16 protein-coding genes and 1 tRNA gene are annotated in these 16,184 nt (G+C 53.5%); 7 read left to right on the top strand and 10 right to left on the bottom strand.

Annotation, left to right across the window (positions count from 1 at the left end; translation table 11 throughout):
• The first annotated feature begins 2 nt into the window (after positions 1–2).
• Positions 3–413 (top strand): DUF350 domain-containing protein, encoded by a 411-nt coding sequence (locus ACORLH_RS03920; RefSeq protein ID WP_321831303.1) that lies wholly within the window; start codon positions 3–5, stop codon positions 411–413.
• A gap of 22 nt (positions 414–435) precedes the next feature.
• A complete protein-coding gene (locus ACORLH_RS03915) occupies positions 436–996 on the top strand; it encodes a DUF1190 domain-containing protein (protein ID WP_321831302.1) in 561 nt (186 codons plus the stop codon).
• A 406-nt stretch (positions 997–1,402) separates the two neighbouring features.
• Here the strand turns inward: ACORLH_RS03915 and ACORLH_RS03910 are convergent, their stop codons facing one another.
• From ACORLH_RS03910 to ACORLH_RS03895, 4 genes are all read right to left on the bottom strand, one after another.
• Complete coding sequence (locus ACORLH_RS03910) at positions 1,403–2,788, bottom strand: IS1182 family transposase (RefSeq protein ID WP_321829186.1); 1,386 nt, start codon at positions 2,786–2,788, stop codon at positions 1,403–1,405.
• A gap of 153 nt (positions 2,789–2,941) precedes the next feature.
• The gene (locus tag ACORLH_RS03905; protein WP_321829186.1) at positions 2,942–4,327 is read right to left on the bottom strand and encodes an IS1182 family transposase; all 1,386 of its coding nucleotides are present in this window, start codon (positions 4,325–4,327) and stop codon (positions 2,942–2,944) included.
• Between the two features lie 223 nt (positions 4,328–4,550).
• Positions 4,551–5,918, bottom strand: a complete 1,368-nt coding sequence (locus ACORLH_RS03900; protein WP_321831301.1) for an integrase family protein — start codon at positions 5,916–5,918, stop codon at positions 4,551–4,553.
• Positions 5,919–6,066: 148 nt separating this feature from the next.
• Positions 6,067–6,156: transfer RNA gene (locus ACORLH_RS03895), tRNA-Ser, on the bottom strand.
• A gap of 326 nt (positions 6,157–6,482) precedes the next feature.
• Between ACORLH_RS03895 and ACORLH_RS03890 the strand changes: the two genes are divergently transcribed.
• The 3 genes from ACORLH_RS03890 to tnpC are packed head-to-tail and all read left to right on the top strand — an operon-like array spanning position 6,483 to position 8,786.
• Complete coding sequence (locus ACORLH_RS03890) at positions 6,483–6,869, top strand: transposase (protein WP_321828718.1); 387 nt, start codon at positions 6,483–6,485, stop codon at positions 6,867–6,869.
• 2 nt (positions 6,870–6,871) lie between these two features.
• The gene (tnpB, locus tag ACORLH_RS03885) at positions 6,872–7,219 is read left to right on the top strand and encodes an IS66 family insertion sequence element accessory protein TnpB (protein WP_321828719.1); all 348 of its coding nucleotides are present in this window, start codon (positions 6,872–6,874) and stop codon (positions 7,217–7,219) included.
• A gap of 55 nt (positions 7,220–7,274) precedes the next feature.
• Positions 7,275–8,786, top strand: coding sequence for an IS66 family transposase (tnpC, locus tag ACORLH_RS03880; RefSeq protein ID WP_321828720.1), 1,512 nt, complete (start codon positions 7,275–7,277; stop codon positions 8,784–8,786).
• Positions 8,787–9,305: 519 nt separating this feature from the next.
• Here tnpC and ACORLH_RS03875 read toward each other — a convergent pair.
• Positions 9,306–10,019, bottom strand: a complete 714-nt coding sequence (locus tag ACORLH_RS03875) for a response regulator transcription factor (protein ID WP_321831300.1) — start codon at positions 10,017–10,019, stop codon at positions 9,306–9,308.
• 242 nt (positions 10,020–10,261) lie between these two features.
• On the opposite strand from ACORLH_RS03875, the gene ACORLH_RS03870 reads away from it, so the two are divergent.
• Positions 10,262–12,898, top strand: coding sequence for an ATP-binding protein (locus ACORLH_RS03870; RefSeq protein ID WP_321831299.1), 2,637 nt, complete (start codon positions 10,262–10,264; stop codon positions 12,896–12,898).
• A 10-nt stretch (positions 12,899–12,908) separates the two neighbouring features.
• The gene (locus tag ACORLH_RS03865; RefSeq protein ID WP_321831297.1) at positions 12,909–13,301 is read left to right on the top strand and encodes a response regulator; all 393 of its coding nucleotides are present in this window, start codon (positions 12,909–12,911) and stop codon (positions 13,299–13,301) included.
• Between the two features lie 70 nt (positions 13,302–13,371).
• Here the strand turns inward: ACORLH_RS03865 and ACORLH_RS03860 are convergent, their stop codons facing one another.
• From ACORLH_RS03860 to ACORLH_RS03840, 5 genes are all read right to left on the bottom strand, one after another.
• Positions 13,372–13,914: a hypothetical protein gene (locus tag ACORLH_RS03860; RefSeq protein WP_321831296.1), complete on the bottom strand. Its 543-nt coding sequence runs from the start codon at positions 13,912–13,914 to the stop codon at positions 13,372–13,374.
• Positions 13,915–14,292: 378 nt separating this feature from the next.
• On the bottom strand, positions 14,293–14,607 hold the full coding sequence (locus tag ACORLH_RS03855) for a hypothetical protein (protein ID WP_321831295.1): 315 nt from the start codon (positions 14,605–14,607) through the stop codon (positions 14,293–14,295).
• Positions 14,607–15,299, bottom strand: coding sequence for a lysozyme (locus ACORLH_RS03850; protein WP_321831294.1), 693 nt, complete (start codon positions 15,297–15,299; stop codon positions 14,607–14,609). The genes ACORLH_RS03855 and ACORLH_RS03850 overlap by 1 nt, the downstream gene beginning before the upstream one ends.
• Positions 15,300–15,364: 65 nt before the next feature.
• Positions 15,365–15,802: a hypothetical protein gene (locus ACORLH_RS03845; RefSeq protein WP_321831292.1), complete on the bottom strand. Its 438-nt coding sequence runs from the start codon at positions 15,800–15,802 to the stop codon at positions 15,365–15,367.
• A gap of 2 nt (positions 15,803–15,804) precedes the next feature.
• Positions 15,805–16,182 (bottom strand): hypothetical protein, encoded by a 378-nt coding sequence (locus ACORLH_RS03840; RefSeq protein WP_321829738.1) that lies wholly within the window; start codon positions 16,180–16,182, stop codon positions 15,805–15,807.
• Positions 16,183–16,184: the final 2 nt, after the last annotated feature.

The raw sequence follows: 16,184 nt of genomic DNA, 5'->3' as shown, positions 1-16,184 counted from the left end.
AGATGACAATGATCATTTCAACGCTTTCGGGCCTTTTGCCTTTCTTGGTGTATTTTGGGACAGCGCTGTTCCTTCTGATGCTCTTTATGTCCATCTACATGCGTCTCACCCCCAACGACGAGATCGCCCTTATCAAAGACAACAATGCCGCCGCGTCCGTGGTGCTAAGCGCTGCCTTTGTTGGCTTCTCAATTCCATTGGCCAGCGCGGCTGCAAACTCAGTCAATCTGGTTGACTTCATCGTGTGGGGGCTCGTCGCCGGCATAGCTCAGCTTTTAGTATTTCTGGTTTTCCGTCGTTTCTATCCCCTGGTTTCGGAACGGATCAGCCAAGGTGAAATCGCCGTCAGCATCAAGTTGGCAGGCCTTTCTGTAACTGTTGGCCTTCTCAATGCAGCCTGCCTCACCTACTGATTTAAAAAAAGAGAATATTACCATGAAACGCTCTCGCTCGGTGAAACTATTGACGATGGCTTCGGCCACCTTGGCTCTGGCGGCTTGTGAAGAAGACGTCGATACTGAAGGTGAACTATACAAAACTGAGGCGGAATGCTTGTCTTCAGAGTTTGTGCCGGATTCCGATTGTGCACCGCTACTGACCGAAGGCCTGCGCATCCATGATGCAACCGCACCCAGATATATTTCGATGAGCCTCTGTGAATCAGAGCATGGTCGGTCGGAATGCGCTGCGGTGTCGTCCTCATCCCCCCTCTACTACTCACCGTCGCCATTGGGGTACCTTGTGACTGGCGCAATTGCGGGTCAGGTTGTCTCCAATCTTGTGCGTCCGGTGTATCGTGAAAAGGATCGTAGACGGTACTACACAACTGGGGGCGGGTTTGTGCGCTATATGGACAATGGACGCTACGGCACCACACGGACAAACATCGACCGCTACAATCCCAAAGTTGTAAAAGCACCACCAAGAATCCAAACGCGCACAACAGTAGCATCCCGCAGTGGATTTGGGTCTCGAAATGGCTCGTTTGGCGGTTGAAGCGCCCAAGGCAGACTGATCTTTTGAGTCACATCGAGAGCTTGATGAAAAGAACTTGAAGGTCCTTTGATATCTCGCATTAAATGAGCCCTTTGGTTCAAGCAAATTGGGCTAAACAGGATGCTCTAACAGAACCTAGCAACTCATGCGCGATCTCCATCAAAAAACTTTTTTACGAGTAGAAGGCTCGTCTGACCCACATCGTTCAGTTAACAGACCTGTAGTTCGGCGAGCAGAGTGCTCCGCTTTGGGCCAGAAGCAAAACCGTCCAAAGCCTGTTTTTTATGCGTTACTGCCATTGACGCCGAACGCAGCGAAAGTCTGCTTTCCGCCCGATTCTGTTGAAAAACAACGTATTGCTGCCGCAGAAATCGGTGCTTTGGTCTGCGCGCGAGTGCCTTTCTGGTCAGGCTTTTCGCGCTTTCTGCGGTGCAGGAAAGATTTTGGCCAGTTTTCTGAGGTTTTGGGCGGTGGCGGCGAGGAGGAATTCGTCGTTTGCGCCGCATGGACCTCGTAATCGCAGCCGCCCCAGCCCGAGTATGCGTTTGAGGTGCGCGAAGAGCATTTCCACTTTCTTTCTGAGCTTCATCGAGATGTCGTATTGTGGGGTCTTGGCGATATCGCGGGCAACCTGGCGGGCGTCCTCGTGTTCCTCGCGCGTAATCTTGCGCGCGTCTGCATTCGGACAGCATTTCGCTTTAGATGGGCATGCTTGGCAGGTCAGCTTCAATGCGCGATATCGTGCGGTGCCCTTTCCGGTCGGGCCACGGGTCGGGTCCGAATAATTTCGTCGGAACTGCTTCAGAGCGTGGCCCTCCGGGCAGATGTATTGATTGTTTTCAGCATCCCACTCGAAGTCGGCGCGGGTCCAGGTGCCATCGTTGCGCCCTGACTTGTCGAACACAGGAATATGCGGGGCTATCTTGCGGTCGACCAACCAGCCCAGCATCGGTGCGGTGCCGTAGGCTGTGTCCGCGATCAGACGTTCAGGATGCAGGTCAAACTTGGCTTTCACTCGCTTCAGCATCGTTTTTGTTGATCCGACCTCAGCCTGCCGGATTGAGCGGGTGGCCTCGACATCCACAATCACACCGTGATCCGTGTCGATCAGGTAGTTGTCGGAATAGCTAAAGAAAGCGGGTCCTTTACGGGCGGCTGTCCACTGACTTGCTGGATCAGAATGGGATGTGAACTTCGGTTGTACCTTGCTCGCGGCACCGAAGGCAGCTTGATCCAGTGTGTCGAGATATTCCCGCACAGCACGGGGCGCATCAGTCGGATCGACGTTTGATGCGTTCCAATCTTCCTTAGGCGTTGAGTTCTGCTTGTTGGCATCCGCCTCTATCAGACTGGCATCAATGGCCAGGCGCTGACCACTTACGAGACCTTCCGTGATGCAGCGGGCGACAGTTGTCTCGAACAGATGGCGCAACAGCTCGCTCTCACGGAACCGACCATGCCGGTTCTTGGAGAACGTCGAATGGTTGGGGACCGGAGTGGACAGGTCAAGGCGGCAAAACCAGCGATACGCAAGGTTCAAATGTACTTCTTCACAGAGCCGCCGTTCAGACCGAATGCCAAAACAATAGCCCACCAAAAGCATGCGGATCAGTAGCTCCGGATCGACCGAAGGACGACCCGTGTGACTATAAAAGTCTGCAAGATAAAGGCGGATATCGCTAAGATCGACAAACCGATCTATCGAGCGCAGCAGGTGGTCTTGCGGGACATGGTCTTCCAGCGAGAACTCGTAGAACAATGCCGCCTGCGCTTCCTGCTTCGGTCCCATCATCGCAAAATCCCCCAATCCCTAAAGGAATTGAATCAGCGAATTGGGAGCCGATCAAGGAAGAGTTTTTCAACGGAATACGCCGATTCTGTTGAAAAACAACGTATTGCTGCCGCAGAAATCGGTGCTTTGGTCTGCGCGCGAGTGCCTTTCTGGTCAGGCTTTTCGCGCTTTCTGCGGTGCAGGAAAGATTTTGGCCAGTTTTCTGAGGTTTTGGGCGGTGGCGGCGAGGAGGAATTCGTCGTTTGCGCCGCATGGACCTCGTAATCGCAGCCGCCCCAGCCCGAGTATGCGTTTGAGGTGCGCGAAGAGCATTTCCACTTTCTTTCTGAGCTTCATCGAGATGTCGTATTGTGGGGTCTTGGCGATATCGCGGGCAACCTGGCGGGCGTCCTCGTGTTCCTCGCGCGTAATCTTGCGCGCGTCTGCATTCGGACAGCATTTCGCTTTAGATGGGCATGCTTGGCAGGTCAGCTTCAATGCGCGATATCGTGCGGTGCCCTTTCCGGTCGGGCCACGGGTCGGGTCCGAATAATTTCGTCGGAACTGCTTCAGAGCGTGGCCCTCCGGGCAGATGTATTGATTGTTTTCAGCATCCCACTCGAAGTCGGCGCGGGTCCAGGTGCCATCGTTGCGCCCTGACTTGTCGAACACAGGAATATGCGGGGCTATCTTGCGGTCGACCAACCAGCCCAGCATCGGTGCGGTGCCGTAGGCTGTGTCCGCGATCAGACGTTCAGGATGCAGGTCAAACTTGGCTTTCACTCGCTTCAGCATCGTTTTTGTTGATCCGACCTCAGCCTGCCGGATTGAGCGGGTGGCCTCGACATCCACAATCACACCGTGATCCGTGTCGATCAGGTAGTTGTCGGAATAGCTAAAGAAAGCGGGTCCTTTACGGGCGGCTGTCCACTGACTTGCTGGATCAGAATGGGATGTGAACTTCGGTTGTACCTTGCTCGCGGCACCGAAGGCAGCTTGATCCAGTGTGTCGAGATATTCCCGCACAGCACGGGGCGCATCAGTCGGATCGACGTTTGATGCGTTCCAATCTTCCTTAGGCGTTGAGTTCTGCTTGTTGGCATCCGCCTCTATCAGACTGGCATCAATGGCCAGGCGCTGACCACTTACGAGACCTTCCGTGATGCAGCGGGCGACAGTTGTCTCGAACAGATGGCGCAACAGCTCGCTCTCACGGAACCGACCATGCCGGTTCTTGGAGAACGTCGAATGGTTGGGGACCGGAGTGGACAGGTCAAGGCGGCAAAACCAGCGATACGCAAGGTTCAAATGTACTTCTTCACAGAGCCGCCGTTCAGACCGAATGCCAAAACAATAGCCCACCAAAAGCATGCGGATCAGTAGCTCCGGATCGACCGAAGGACGACCCGTGTGACTATAAAAGTCTGCAAGATAAAGGCGGATATCGCTAAGATCGACAAACCGATCTATCGAGCGCAGCAGGTGGTCTTGCGGGACATGGTCTTCCAGCGAGAACTCGTAGAACAATGCCGCCTGCGCTTCCTGCTTCGGTCCCATCATCGCAAAATCCCCCAATCCCTAAAGGAATTGAATCAGCGAATTGGGAGCCGATCAAGGAAGAGTTTTTCAACGGAATACGCCCTTCCTGTTTGACCTACCGAATACGCCACGCACGAAATCGAATGTCTCGAAAGGGCTGAGATCGGCCTTTTCAGCCGCTGAGGGAAGCGACCACTTTGGCCAGGGTCTCGAGGCTGGAAAATGATCTAACTCAAATGCCTCATCACCCCAATCCAACCCTCGCCAGCACCTCGTTCAACAACGTGAGCTTCTGTGCATCGGTCAGTCGGAGTGGCGAAGATCCGTTTGCGTTCTGACCCTTGCCAATTTCCTCGAATAGGTCGAAGCGTTCAGCCTCAGAGAGCTTCCCATAGTGTGTCTCGGTGATCTTTTCATTTTCGTGGCCCATGTTTTCCGACCAGGCCTTGCGTTGTTGCTGGGTGAGCGGACGGCGGTCGCGCTCGGCGGCAAGCGTGTCTTTGACCGAGTGCGGATTGTATTTGACCTCGCTGTCGCGACAGGCCAGCGCGAAGGCTTTGGCGACGGCATCTTTGGACGCCATAGGCTCCAATGGCGCCCGCTCCGCATCACGTAACAACTTACCCCGCTTCAGATCCGGCATGCTTGGGAACAGCGCATCTTCACCACGCACCCCCAGCTCCTTCATCTCCTCCACCCAGCGCGACACTGCAGCGGAGAAAACGTCAGAGATCGGGAACCAACTGATACGCAGGCTCTTGCCGTTCTTCGTTCGGGAGGTGGTGCCATCCTGGATAATCTGGCGCTGTGCCGGATCAAAATGTGACAGCCGCAAAGAGGTGACGGTATCTGCCCGCAACGCTCCAAGGTAGGCAATGGCGACCATCGTCCGGGCGCGCCGCTCAGAAAGGGTGAGCGTAGGCATGCCCTCCAGAAGCGCCTCCGCTTCTTCCAAGGACGCGTAGGCCTTTTCCGCCTTCGGCATTGCTTTGGCATAGGCCGATTTCGGCAGTTGGATATAACTCGGCAGGTCGGCAGGCAGACGTTTGTAGCCATCCTGTTTGATCAACCATTGCAGGAAGCTCATGATCTGAGAGGCCTGATGTGACGCTGTGGAGCGTGACTTCTGGCCTTCCCCCGTTGTCGCCATCGACTCCTTCACGGCAGAGCGCACGTGATTAACATCCCGGATTGTGAGCCGATCAAAGGCTTTTCCGTGCAGAACCCCCTCCATAAACCGGATCGCTGCGAGGTGCTGATCCACTGTCTGCTCCGCCAGCCGACCAGCGTGAACCTGCCAGTCATACACAAGCCGGTCATTTGCCAGCCACACGCGCGGCGCATCCGTTTCCGCGCTGATCCCAATACCACCGGGACCTCGGCCAATTTCTTCGCGTGCTTGAGGCAGGGTCACCAGTTCTGCACTGCCCAGACCAAAGTCAGTTCGCAGCGGCCCACCGCGTCGATTCTTCTGACCCTTAACAACCACCCGAACGATCCAGCGCCGGGCACCGGAAGGGTCAACAACCAAGTACAGCCCATTGCCATCGCCATGCCGCCCAGCGCCAAGGTTCTCCACGAGTTTCTTTGTCAGCTTGCCAGAGAGCGCCAATTTTATACCACATTTTATACCACTCAACGAACAGGATTACGCACAATTGGCGACAATTCAAGAAAATCCACAAATCGCGCCAAGACCAGACAAACAAAAGGAAAAGGCCGCTGAAAGCGGCCCATTCAGATCAAACGGAAATGTAAGATGGCGGAGACGAAGGGATTCGAACCCTCGAGACCCTTCCGGGCCTACTCCCTTAGCAGGGGAGCGCCTTCGACCACTCGGCCACGTCTCCGCTGACCCGTATATGCGGCAGAACCTAGAGAAACAAGGCGATTTTTTCACTTTTTTGCCAAGCCAAGAAAATAAGGCGTTTCATGCAAATTCGTGGAACATACGCAGAACTGCACGTGATTCGCGTGCAAAATCCGTGCAGCGTGTTCCTTTTGTGTTCCGCAAAATCAGGAACCCCAGCGCGGGAGATTTTAAGTCTGGCATTTGTTCAACGATTTCAATGACGGCGTTACACGTTGAAGTGTAAGCGGTGCGCCACCCCCACACTTTCGAACTGACGTCTGATCTGCGATTCAGAGGCTTCTTTGTTTTGTGGGGAGTTTCTCGATGGGAGCTATATGTGAGTTTCTGGCAAGTGTGCCGCGTCGGGCGGATGGCAAGCGGAGTTGGCCACCGGAGTTGAAGGCTCGGATTGTGGCGGAGACGTTGCTCGAAGGCGAGACGGTCAAGGCGGTTGCGAAGCGGTATGAGCTGATCCCCAGCACAGTGTCTGATTGGCGGCGGATGGCGCGGCAGGGCAAGTTGGTTCTGCCCAATTTGGACGGCATGGACTTCGTTCCTGTTGAGATGGAGACGCCTGCGCCCGTGGCTTCGCCCCTACCAACAGCATCAACCAGCACGCTTGATGTGATCCAAGGCGATGTCACCATTCGTTTGGACGCCGCGACACCAGCGGCGCGGGTCGTTGAGATCGCACGGGCTTTGGCTACGTGATCATGCCATCCCATAAAGTGCGGATTTTTGTGGCCAGCGATCCTGTGGACTTCCGCAAAGGTCATGATGGGCTGGCCGCCTTGGTACAGAGCCACCTGCGTCAGAAGCCGTTTGATGGGTCGGTTTATGTCTTCCGTGCCAAGCGGGCAGATCGATTGAAGCTGATCTATTGGGACGGCAGCGGATTGGTGATGGCGTACAAGCGGCTGGAAGATAACAGTTTCACATGGCCTGCGATTAAGAACGGGGTGATGCGTCTGGAGCCAGCCCAGTTTGAGGCTTTGTTCGCAGGTCTGGATTGGCGACGCGTGCAGCCCCTGGAGGTGACAGCTCCGGCTGCGGCGGAGTGACTCACGGGGGCGTTTGGGCGGGCCATTCCACCCTTGTTTTGGTATGGAACTGGGCATGCGTGCCCCTGATGACCTGCCCAACGACATTGCCGAGTTGAAGGCGATCATCCGTGCGCAACAGGATCAGAATGCGCGACTTGAAGCCCTGGTCGCGTCCTTCAAGAAGGCGCTGTTTGGGTCCAAATCCGAGAAGATTGACCCCGCCCAATATGAGTTGGAACTCGAAGATATCGAGACGGCCATCGCGCAGGTCGAAGCCGAGATTGACGCAGACGAACGCACCGCGCCGGTGCGGCCAGCAAAGCCGCGCCAGACAAACCGTGGATCGCTGCCCAAGCATCTGGAACGGGTAGAGGTGGTCATTGAACCTGATCTCTCCTGCGCCTGCGGAACCGCGCGTCATGTCATAGGTGAGGATGTGAGCGAACGTTTGGACATCATCCCTGCACAGTTCCGCGTTATCGTCACCCGTCGCCCCAAATACGCCTGCCGATCCTGCGAGGACGGGATCACTCAGGCCCCAGCACCACCACACATCATTGCAAGCGGCATGCCGACCGAAGCCACTTTGGCGCATGTTCTGGTCTCCAAATACGCGGACCACCTGCCGCTTTATCGACAGGCGCAAATCTACAGTCGCCAGGGCATCGATCTGGATCGCTCGACCTTGGCCGCTTGGGTGGGCAAATCGGCATTCGAGTTGGCCCCGGTCTATGAGGCGCTGATGGCCGATCTGAAGCGCTCAACCAAGCTGTTCATGGACGAGACACCGGCACCGGTTCTGGCCCCAGGGCGGAAAAAGACCAAAACCGGATACTTCTGGGCGCTGGCCCGTGATGATCGCCCATGGGGCGGTGATGATCCGCCCGGTGTGGCCTTCACCTATGCGCCAGGGCGATCCGGCCAGCATGCAGACAATATCTTGAAAGGCTTCAGCGGCACCCTGCAGGTGGATGGCTATGCTGGCTACAACCGCTTGCTCAAACGGCCCGCACAGGATGTGAGGCTGGCCTATTGTTGGGCCCATGCACGCCGCAACTTGCATGATGTTACCCAGTCCAGCATTGCCCCGATCGCGCAGGAGGGTTTGGCGCACATTCAGGCGCTCTATCGCATCGAAAAAGACCTGCGTGGCCTAACCGCAGACCAACGCAATGCTGCACGGCAGGAGCGCTCAAAACCTATCATCGACACCCTCGAGCTTTGGCTTGCCCAAGGTCGTGCCCGTGTCTCGTCCAAATCCCCAACTGGAGAGGCCCTGAAATACATCGCAAAATACTGGGATGGGCTAATCCTGTTCCTCGACGATGGTCGCATCGAACTCGACAACAACTCCGTCGAACGCACCATCCGACCCATTGCTCTAAACCGCAAAAACGCGCTCTTCGCCGGGCACGACGCTGGCGCACAGAACTGGGCCGCCATCGCGTCACTGATCGAGACCTGCAAACTCAACGGTATCGAGCCACACGCATATCTGTGCGGCGTACTCACAGCCATTGCTGGCGGGCACAAGCAAACCCACATCAATGAACTGCTGCCTTGGAACTACGCTAAAACCGTGTGATCGGCGCACCGCTTACGTTGAAGTCAGCGTCATGGACCAACCAAAGCACCATATAACACATTCAACGGATACAGGTCGCACCTCAGACCTCTGCCTACGGAGGGCGCGGATAGCCAAGCTGTTCCTCTTGAAATCCCTATTTGTTCCCGATTCTACCTCTGCCTAGAGCGGTTGAAGGCCCCGCCCGGGGCTGACCGGACGAGGCTCGACCTAAAACGGCGGCGCAATGTTAATTAGAGAACTCTATTACGGCATTCCAGCGTCCCAGATCGTTCTGAATAGTCGCGTTTGTCTTCCTTAGGCCGATGTTTTCTAGAGCGATGGATGTGATACCTACCAGATGGTCGAGCTTGGAAATGATCAACCCCAATCCAAGGTCATGGTCGACACAACTTACCAGAGATTGTCGACGCTTCCAAAACAAACCTAAACTGCCTAAACAGCTGATCTCAATCAATAATGGTGCAATTGAACACAGGGAAAAAACTAATGGTATGAGCAGTGATTGAGCACATTGATCTAACGATGGCTCCGAAGCATATAGCCCACGCCTCTTATTGTTTCGAAGTAGTCATCACCCCCGGACCCGATGGCGAGTTTTTTACGCAATCGGCTTACAAGCCCATCTATAGACCTATCATATCCTGCCCAGCTCCTGCCTCTGATGGAAAGGATCAGCTGTTCTCTAGTTAGCACGCGGTCACGCCCTTTGAGGAAAGCAAGCCAAAGGTCAAATTCCAACTTGGTCAGCTGAATTTCTTGACCTGCAGCGTCGAAAACCTTGCGAACATTGGTGTCGGTTCGCAATTCGCCAAACTCGATTACTGACCTTACCGCGTCATTCGATTCTTCCTGGAAAACTCTACCTTCAATTCGGCGAAGTAGACTTTTGATGCGTGCGACGAACTCAGACCTAGCGAACGGCTTCACTACGTAGTCATCTGCACCAAGTTCGAAGGACACAACCTTATCTACCTCCTCTACCTTTCCGGATAGCACAACTATCCCGGCCGAACAGGATCGACGGATCTCTCTAATGATTTCATGCCCATGGCCATCTGGCAACAGCAGGTCAACGACGAACACATCAAAATTTTTGTCACTAACCAGTTTCTCGAAATGATGACGACTTCCTGCAAAGGTTACCCCGTAACCTTGTTCTCGAAGCGCTTCTGCAACTTCTTCGGAAAGAGAAAGATCATCATCAACGATGAGAATGTTAACGTTTTGCATTCAGCGTTTCTTTCGGGTGGGCGAGTACGACCGCTCATGGCCACTACCTGTCGTAAGCGTCCACTGTGCAGCGTTCCACACCGAAATTACTCTTTGCACACAATATGTACGAAATTACACCGACACTATACTTTTTTTTATGCAAACTATGCGAACGACACATTGCGGCACCGAACAGCCAAGTTAGCGGTAGACTGAAGACAGGCGCGGCTATCACTAGTGGCGCAGATCAGGAAACGCATATGCTTTATCCAGTCAGAAACGTCCTCTTTGCTCACCGGCAATACTCTCCTTTTAGAACTAAGGATCGACATATTCTTGGGGCGTGTTTTTGCCTGCTTACTTATCTGGGTAACGCCTTCAATGTAGACATGTTTTTTGGCGTCAACTTTCTCTTTGGGTCGATATTTGTTTGGCTCTCTATGGTTGTTTCAGGGCCTTTTTGGGCGTTATCTGCTGCATTTTTGGGTTCGTTGTATACGGTCGAACTTTGGGGGCATTGGTTAGCCGCTATACTTTTCTCTACCGAAGCAGTTTTTGTTCTAACCTTATGCCGCTTCACCTCGGTCACACGATTAAACTTTGTGGTAATGCTTTTTTGGCTAGGCTTAGGTGCCCCCCTTGCCATTTTATTGTATAGTCAAGTTCTCGCACTGCCTTGGGCTACGGTGCTTTTGGTCGCATTCAAGCAGGCACTTAACGGAATGTTGAACGCAATGGTGGCCTCGTTTTTAATGACCACTGTTCTTTTTATTAATCCAAAGCTTTCTGCTCCCGAGAGTTTAGTCAAAGAAAACTCCTACAGTGGGCTTCTACAGTCTTTTTTTGGATTAGCTTTCCTTTTACCCTTGCTTGTATCCGAATTTCTTGAATTGAAGGAAGATTTCTTACGAGGAGTAGACGCTGAGCTAACACGAACTGAAATCGAAGTTCGCCGCTCAACTCAAAACATCGTCTCGCTTCTGCTCTCAGAAACTGGTTATTGGGGAGCCAAAATCGCAGGGACTGAAGGGGCAAAACAGCAAGAGACAGTAAAAGAAATTTCTAAGAAAAGCATGTTGTTGCCTCCTGCCCAGATCACCAGCATCGGTGACATGAATGACTTAATATCAGTACTTCGTGATCCAATCTTCTCTAAAAATTTACAGAAATTAGAGGTTTTCTTCACCGACACCCTCCAAAAACAATCAGAAATCCTGATTGGGTGTCACGAGGGGCAATTTTTGTCATTCTATTTCTCTGACCGGGAATCAGAGTCTTACCTGTTCTCATGGTCAACAGAGACGGTCGAAAACTTCATTCATTCACACGCCTTCGAAGCAAACACGATCAGTTGTGTTCAAGACAACTTCGGATCTGCGGCTCCTAGACAAAACAAAAAAGCAGCAACAGTAGTGCGAGATACTAACCCTTCTATCCCGACGTTGCGTTCTTGGTTGGGAGCAACCATACAGGCACAATATTCAATTGATTCAGTTTTGCCATCAACGATCACTTTGGATCACGCCTTAAATACGAATATTCTCCGGGTTCAGCAGGACACCTCCAAAGCGATACAGAGGCTGGCTTTTCTCGCTGCGCTTCTAACGCTAGGTGGTCAACTAATTGATTTTCTGTTTCGAAGATGGGTGGACAAGTTTGCACTTATTGCTGAAGAGTACTTGAAAAAACGCCAGTCTTCCTTCGTTTCCGTTAACGCAAACTTCACGGAAGACCGCATCATTTCCTCTTGGTTATCTCGGTTTGCGGCAGCTGTCGACAATGAGAAGCAAGAAAAATGGAGAGCGGAAAAAAACTTCGGATTCTTCCTCACTCAATCTTTAACTCCTGTTTTCGCTACAGATGCTGACGGAAGAATAAAAATTTGGAATCCTGCGCTACAAGAACTGACGGGATTTACGGAGATTGATGTCTTGGGGCGGCCCATATCTAACTTCCTAAAAGAAACTCAAGAGGCAGTGGCGGGATATGGCAAGCAACTAGACACAAAAATACTGTACGATGTTGCAACAAAAAATGGAAGGGCTGTTCACCTGATTGTTAGTAAGATTGGTACCGAGCCGGTAGACTTCGACCCTTACACAAACAGCTTAGGTCAGATGGAGTTGGATCGTTCAACTTCCTATTTCATTGCTCAAAACTTGGGTGCTTTGAAAGAGGCTCAGGCAAAGCTGATCCACGCTTCGCGTCTCGCTGCGCTAGGTGAGATGGCTAGTTCATTTGCACATGAACTCAATCAGCCCCTTAACGTGGTAGCCCTGGCTGCTGGCGGCTTAGTAGAGAGAGCTAAATCTGGTGACCTTGCGCAAATGCACCTCATTGCGAAGGCTGAGAGGATTGAAGCGCAGGCTTTGAGAGCTGGAGCGCTCATTCAGGGTATCCGAAACTTCGTCTTGAAAGTTGGTGATGAGGAGACGAGTGTTTTCGATCCAGTGGAGAAGACTCAATCAGCGCTCGATTTGGTTCGTGAACAGTTGAGGTTGGGGAATGTAAAAGTTAACGTGTGCGCAGGTTCCGAGGCTTATAAGATTGATGGCCGTCCGATACTTTTTGAGCAAGCGATGGTGAATCTACTTGTAAACGCCAAGCAAGCGATGGAGGAGCAGTCCTCATCCGATCGCCAGATTGGTATCACCTTTACCTCTGGGGACCAGGATTTGAAAATCCACGTACATGACACTGGGCCTGGAATTCCTGACCAAAACCTTGAGCGTGTGTTCGAACCATTTTTTTCGACAAAGAAAGACAAAGGTGGAAGCGGTATAGGGCTTTACATGAGTAGGTCGATCATCGAGGAATTAAATGGTACCATCAAAGCACTAAGCGTAAACCACGGCGCTTGCTTCGAGATCAAGTTTCGGTTTCTTTCCGATCCTTAAGGAGGTCAAGTTGCCCAAATTTGTGACTAGATTTACGGCGCTCGTTTTGGATGACGATGAACAGGTCCTTGAGGAAATTTCAGAAGTAATTTCGATTATCGGCGGGGTAGTGAGCGCTTTCAACAATCCGACCGAGTGCCTAAATTATTTGGAGAAAAACCCAAGCGATTACGACTTAGTGATCGTTGATCTGGCTATGCCAACCATTAATGGCGTGGAGTTTCTAAAGAAAGCATCGGAGTTACTATCTAGTTCAACGAGAAAGTTCCTAATAACCGGTTTGGCTGAACTGGATGGAAAAAAAATTGAAGAAACCTCGGACTTGACGGTACTACTCAAACCGGTAAGCCTATCAAAGTTAAAGAAAAAAATAGGCAGCACCATACTCCACGATACCACCTGAATTATATTTCACTTGACACCTTGTCGAAAAAATTCCGTGAGTGGTGGGGACGATCTAGGCTAGCGTTTTTTTACCTTCGACTTGGTCTGTGGATACGATTTCCCGTGTCTGACCTGAAATGCTCAAAGCTGCTGCCCCAACGCCTATTAGCATTCACAGCCACTCCAATCGCAGTTGAGAGTTCCTTTTTTGACTTAGGTTCGCCGACAACGCAATCTGCATAAAGACTGCCACACCCGTAATTTTTCAAAGGTTTATCCTTTTGGAGCATAACGATGATCGGAATTCTAACATCCATCAAACGTGTAAGCCGGACAAAACTTTCCAAACACTCTTCGTTCAAAGGCTGATCTAGGCGAACCACGATCATTGCCCAATCCTCTGGGCTCTCGGAAACAGTTTCGAAGATCGCCTCCAACGACGAAGAGCAAGCGACTTCGAAACCCAGCCCCTCAAACCCGAATTTGACGTTGTGGAATGACGCTTCATCGGCAACAACGCAAGCGACATTGGAAGCGCTGAAATTTCTCGCTGAATAGTGGTCACTCCCGGCTCCTGCGCCGTTCACTATTTCGATTTTACCAATGTGGCCTTTTAGATTGTTAACTCTCACGGGTACTTCCTCGGTTGCTGCAACCACGGAAATACACGCGAAGTGTTGGTACAATTTGACGGGAGTGTGTAAATACAATTTTTCAGTGTGCAAATTTTATTGAATCAACAGATAATTAGTTTTTTGACTTTTAGATGGGCATTCAGAAGCCCCTATTTTTAAGCGCTTCTGGCATTGTCATGAGCTTAATTGATTAAAGCTTGACATCAGTTTAGAATTTCCCGAACTGCCTCAAGGCGCGCGTTCGAGCAGATCCTCCCCCGCGCTTCGGCGAGCAAAGCGTCAGAAAACTGCCCCTCCGTCCGAGGCACTGGGCCGCCGTAGCCCTCGCAGGGGCGCAGCAGATCGGCGGGCACCGGTGGTGGCGGGGCGACCACCTCAGGGGCGCGCAAACAGCCGCTGAGCAGTAGTGCGCAGCAGAGGGGAAAGAGGCGCATCGCGACCCTCCATGGATTGCAGATCGTTTTGGACAGCCCGCCAGCGCTCTGCGTCAGCCTCAGCGCGGGCGAGATATGCACGGTGAACAGCGGCGGCAGTCTCGGCCTGTTCCAGCGCGTGCTGCGCAGAGGCCACAGAGACGCGCAGTGCGGCCACTTCCGCCGTCAGTGCGTCATTGCGCGCTGACAGCCACCACAGGGCGGCAAAGAGCGCTAGAACCACGGCCAGGGCAGCAGCGAGGGCGTAGCGGCCCATCACAGCCCCGACAGGCACAGAGCCTGCTCATCAGCGCGCCGATTGACCAGGCCGCGCAACACCTGCCCCCCTGCCCGGCGCCAGCGCGGTAGCTGGTTGCAGGCCTCGCGCCACTCACTCCGCCGCAGGTGTTTGGCCAGTGTGGATTTGCAGGCCGCACCGATCCCGACGTTGTAGGACCAGCTGGTGACTGCCGCCTGCACCTCTGCGGGGGCCTCGGCCATTTCGGGCACGCAAGCCAGCATTTCACGGTGGAACTCAGCCCAGCGTTCTTTGAACATCCCGAGACATTCGGCATCGGAGTAGTTGTCCCCCTGCTGCACCCCTTCGGTCTCACCAAGGCACACCGTCCAGACCTGCCCATGCGCATCCCAGTAAGCCTGATTTTCCAGCCCTTCCCATTTCGCCGTCATGGGTAGCCCCAGAGCAATCACAGCTGCCACAGAACCACCGACCCACCAGCGCGCTCTGACCCGCCCGCTCTCCTCTTTCGCAAACCGCGACCCACGCCACCAAACGCGCAGCTTGATCAGCAGCGTCACCAACGCGATCAGCACCCCGATTGATGGGATAATCACCTGGTTGAGCAGCGTGGCATAATGTGCTGCCTCCGCCACCGTAAAGGGCCACGCAATTGCCCCACCACCCACGGGCAGTGCGCTCTTTGCGATCAGTTGTTCTGCTTTGTTCATCGTTGCCTCTCACACGAAAAAGCCGCCCTGTGGGCGGCGGTTGGTTTCAGTTGTGTTTTGCTTACCTAGAGATCCGCGACGGCCCTGGTGTAGCCATCCAGAGCGGCCTCAATCTGGTCTGGATCCTGCGCCCCATCGATGGCCGCAGTCGCCGCCAGGCGTTCGCGCTCAATCAGGGGGCCGAAATCGCGCCATTGTTCAGCCTTGAAGGCGATGAGCTGCGCCACTTTACGAGCCGTCTGTCCGGTGATGCCGACTTCCTGAAAGACAAAGGCAAATGCTGCAGCATCCGCAGGGTCTGCGGGGTCTGGCTCTGGCGTGGCTACCAGGAACGCCAACGCCTGGCGCTCCTTCTCGATGTATGTCAGCTCCTGTCCCGGAATACTGGTGATGAACCGCGCGCGGGTTTCACCAACGGCCACCGCCAGCGCCTCTTGCGCGGCCTGTTTCTGGCTGTTCAGGATCGCGCTCTTGCTGGCCGCGCTGCGTGTCAAAACCTGCATCTCTACACCTCAATCACTGTGTTAGACGGCATGGCCGGAAGCGGTGCTGAAACGGTGACGTTGTATGATCCAGAGTCTGCCAGCGAAAAGGCATAGGCAGCACCAGGCGCAAGCATCTCATGGGCCATAACTTCGCCCCCGATCAGGTCATAAACTTCAACCTCTGCCCCGTCCGGCGCATCAATCTGCCAGCCTTCGGCCTGCTTGACAGGCACAGGCGATGCAGGGCGCTGCCTCAGCTCGTCATCCACCATGTAGAAGCCGAGAAAGCCCGCACCGTCCATCTCTGCGGGGATGGCTATTGCCCCGGTGGGCAAAACCGTGGCCTCTCCGTGGCCGACTACATAGATGCCTGTTTGATCGAGTTTCACGAATTTCATCA

It is taken from the genome of Thalassovita sp. (genome assembly GCF_963691685.1).
Lineage (GTDB): Bacteria > Pseudomonadota > Alphaproteobacteria > Rhodobacterales > Rhodobacteraceae > Thalassobius.
This window is presented reverse-complemented; position numbering and strand designations above follow the sequence as displayed.

Excerpts from the sequence above, each read along its gene's own strand:
- ACORLH_RS03920 (WP_321831303.1), top strand. The coding sequence starts at position 3 with ATGACAATGATCATTTCAACGCTTTCGGGCCTTTTGCCTTTCTTGGTG.
- ACORLH_RS03915 (WP_321831302.1), top strand. The coding sequence starts at position 436 with ATGAAACGCTCTCGCTCGGTGAAACTATTGACGATGGCTTCGGCCACC.
- ACORLH_RS03910 (WP_321829186.1), bottom strand. The coding sequence starts at position 2,788 with ATGATGGGACCGAAGCAGGAAGCGCAGGCGGCATTGTTCTACGAGTTC.
- ACORLH_RS03905 (WP_321829186.1), bottom strand. The coding sequence starts at position 4,327 with ATGATGGGACCGAAGCAGGAAGCGCAGGCGGCATTGTTCTACGAGTTC.
- ACORLH_RS03890 (WP_321828718.1), top strand. The coding sequence starts at position 6,483 with ATGGGAGCTATATGTGAGTTTCTGGCAAGTGTGCCGCGTCGGGCGGAT.
- tnpB (WP_321828719.1), top strand. The coding sequence starts at position 6,872 with ATGCCATCCCATAAAGTGCGGATTTTTGTGGCCAGCGATCCTGTGGAC.
- tnpC (WP_321828720.1), top strand. The coding sequence starts at position 7,275 with ATGCGTGCCCCTGATGACCTGCCCAACGACATTGCCGAGTTGAAGGCG.
- ACORLH_RS03875 (WP_321831300.1), bottom strand. The coding sequence starts at position 10,019 with ATGCAAAACGTTAACATTCTCATCGTTGATGATGATCTTTCTCTTTCC.
- ACORLH_RS03870 (WP_321831299.1), top strand. The coding sequence starts at position 10,262 with ATGCTTTATCCAGTCAGAAACGTCCTCTTTGCTCACCGGCAATACTCT.
- ACORLH_RS03855 (WP_321831295.1), bottom strand. The coding sequence starts at position 14,607 with ATGGGCCGCTACGCCCTCGCTGCTGCCCTGGCCGTGGTTCTAGCGCTC.
- ACORLH_RS03850 (WP_321831294.1), bottom strand. The coding sequence starts at position 15,299 with ATGAACAAAGCAGAACAACTGATCGCAAAGAGCGCACTGCCCGTGGGT.
- ACORLH_RS03845 (WP_321831292.1), bottom strand. The coding sequence starts at position 15,802 with ATGCAGGTTTTGACACGCAGCGCGGCCAGCAAGAGCGCGATCCTGAAC.
- ACORLH_RS03840 (WP_321829738.1), bottom strand. The coding sequence starts at position 16,182 with ATGAAATTCGTGAAACTCGATCAAACAGGCATCTATGTAGTCGGCCAC.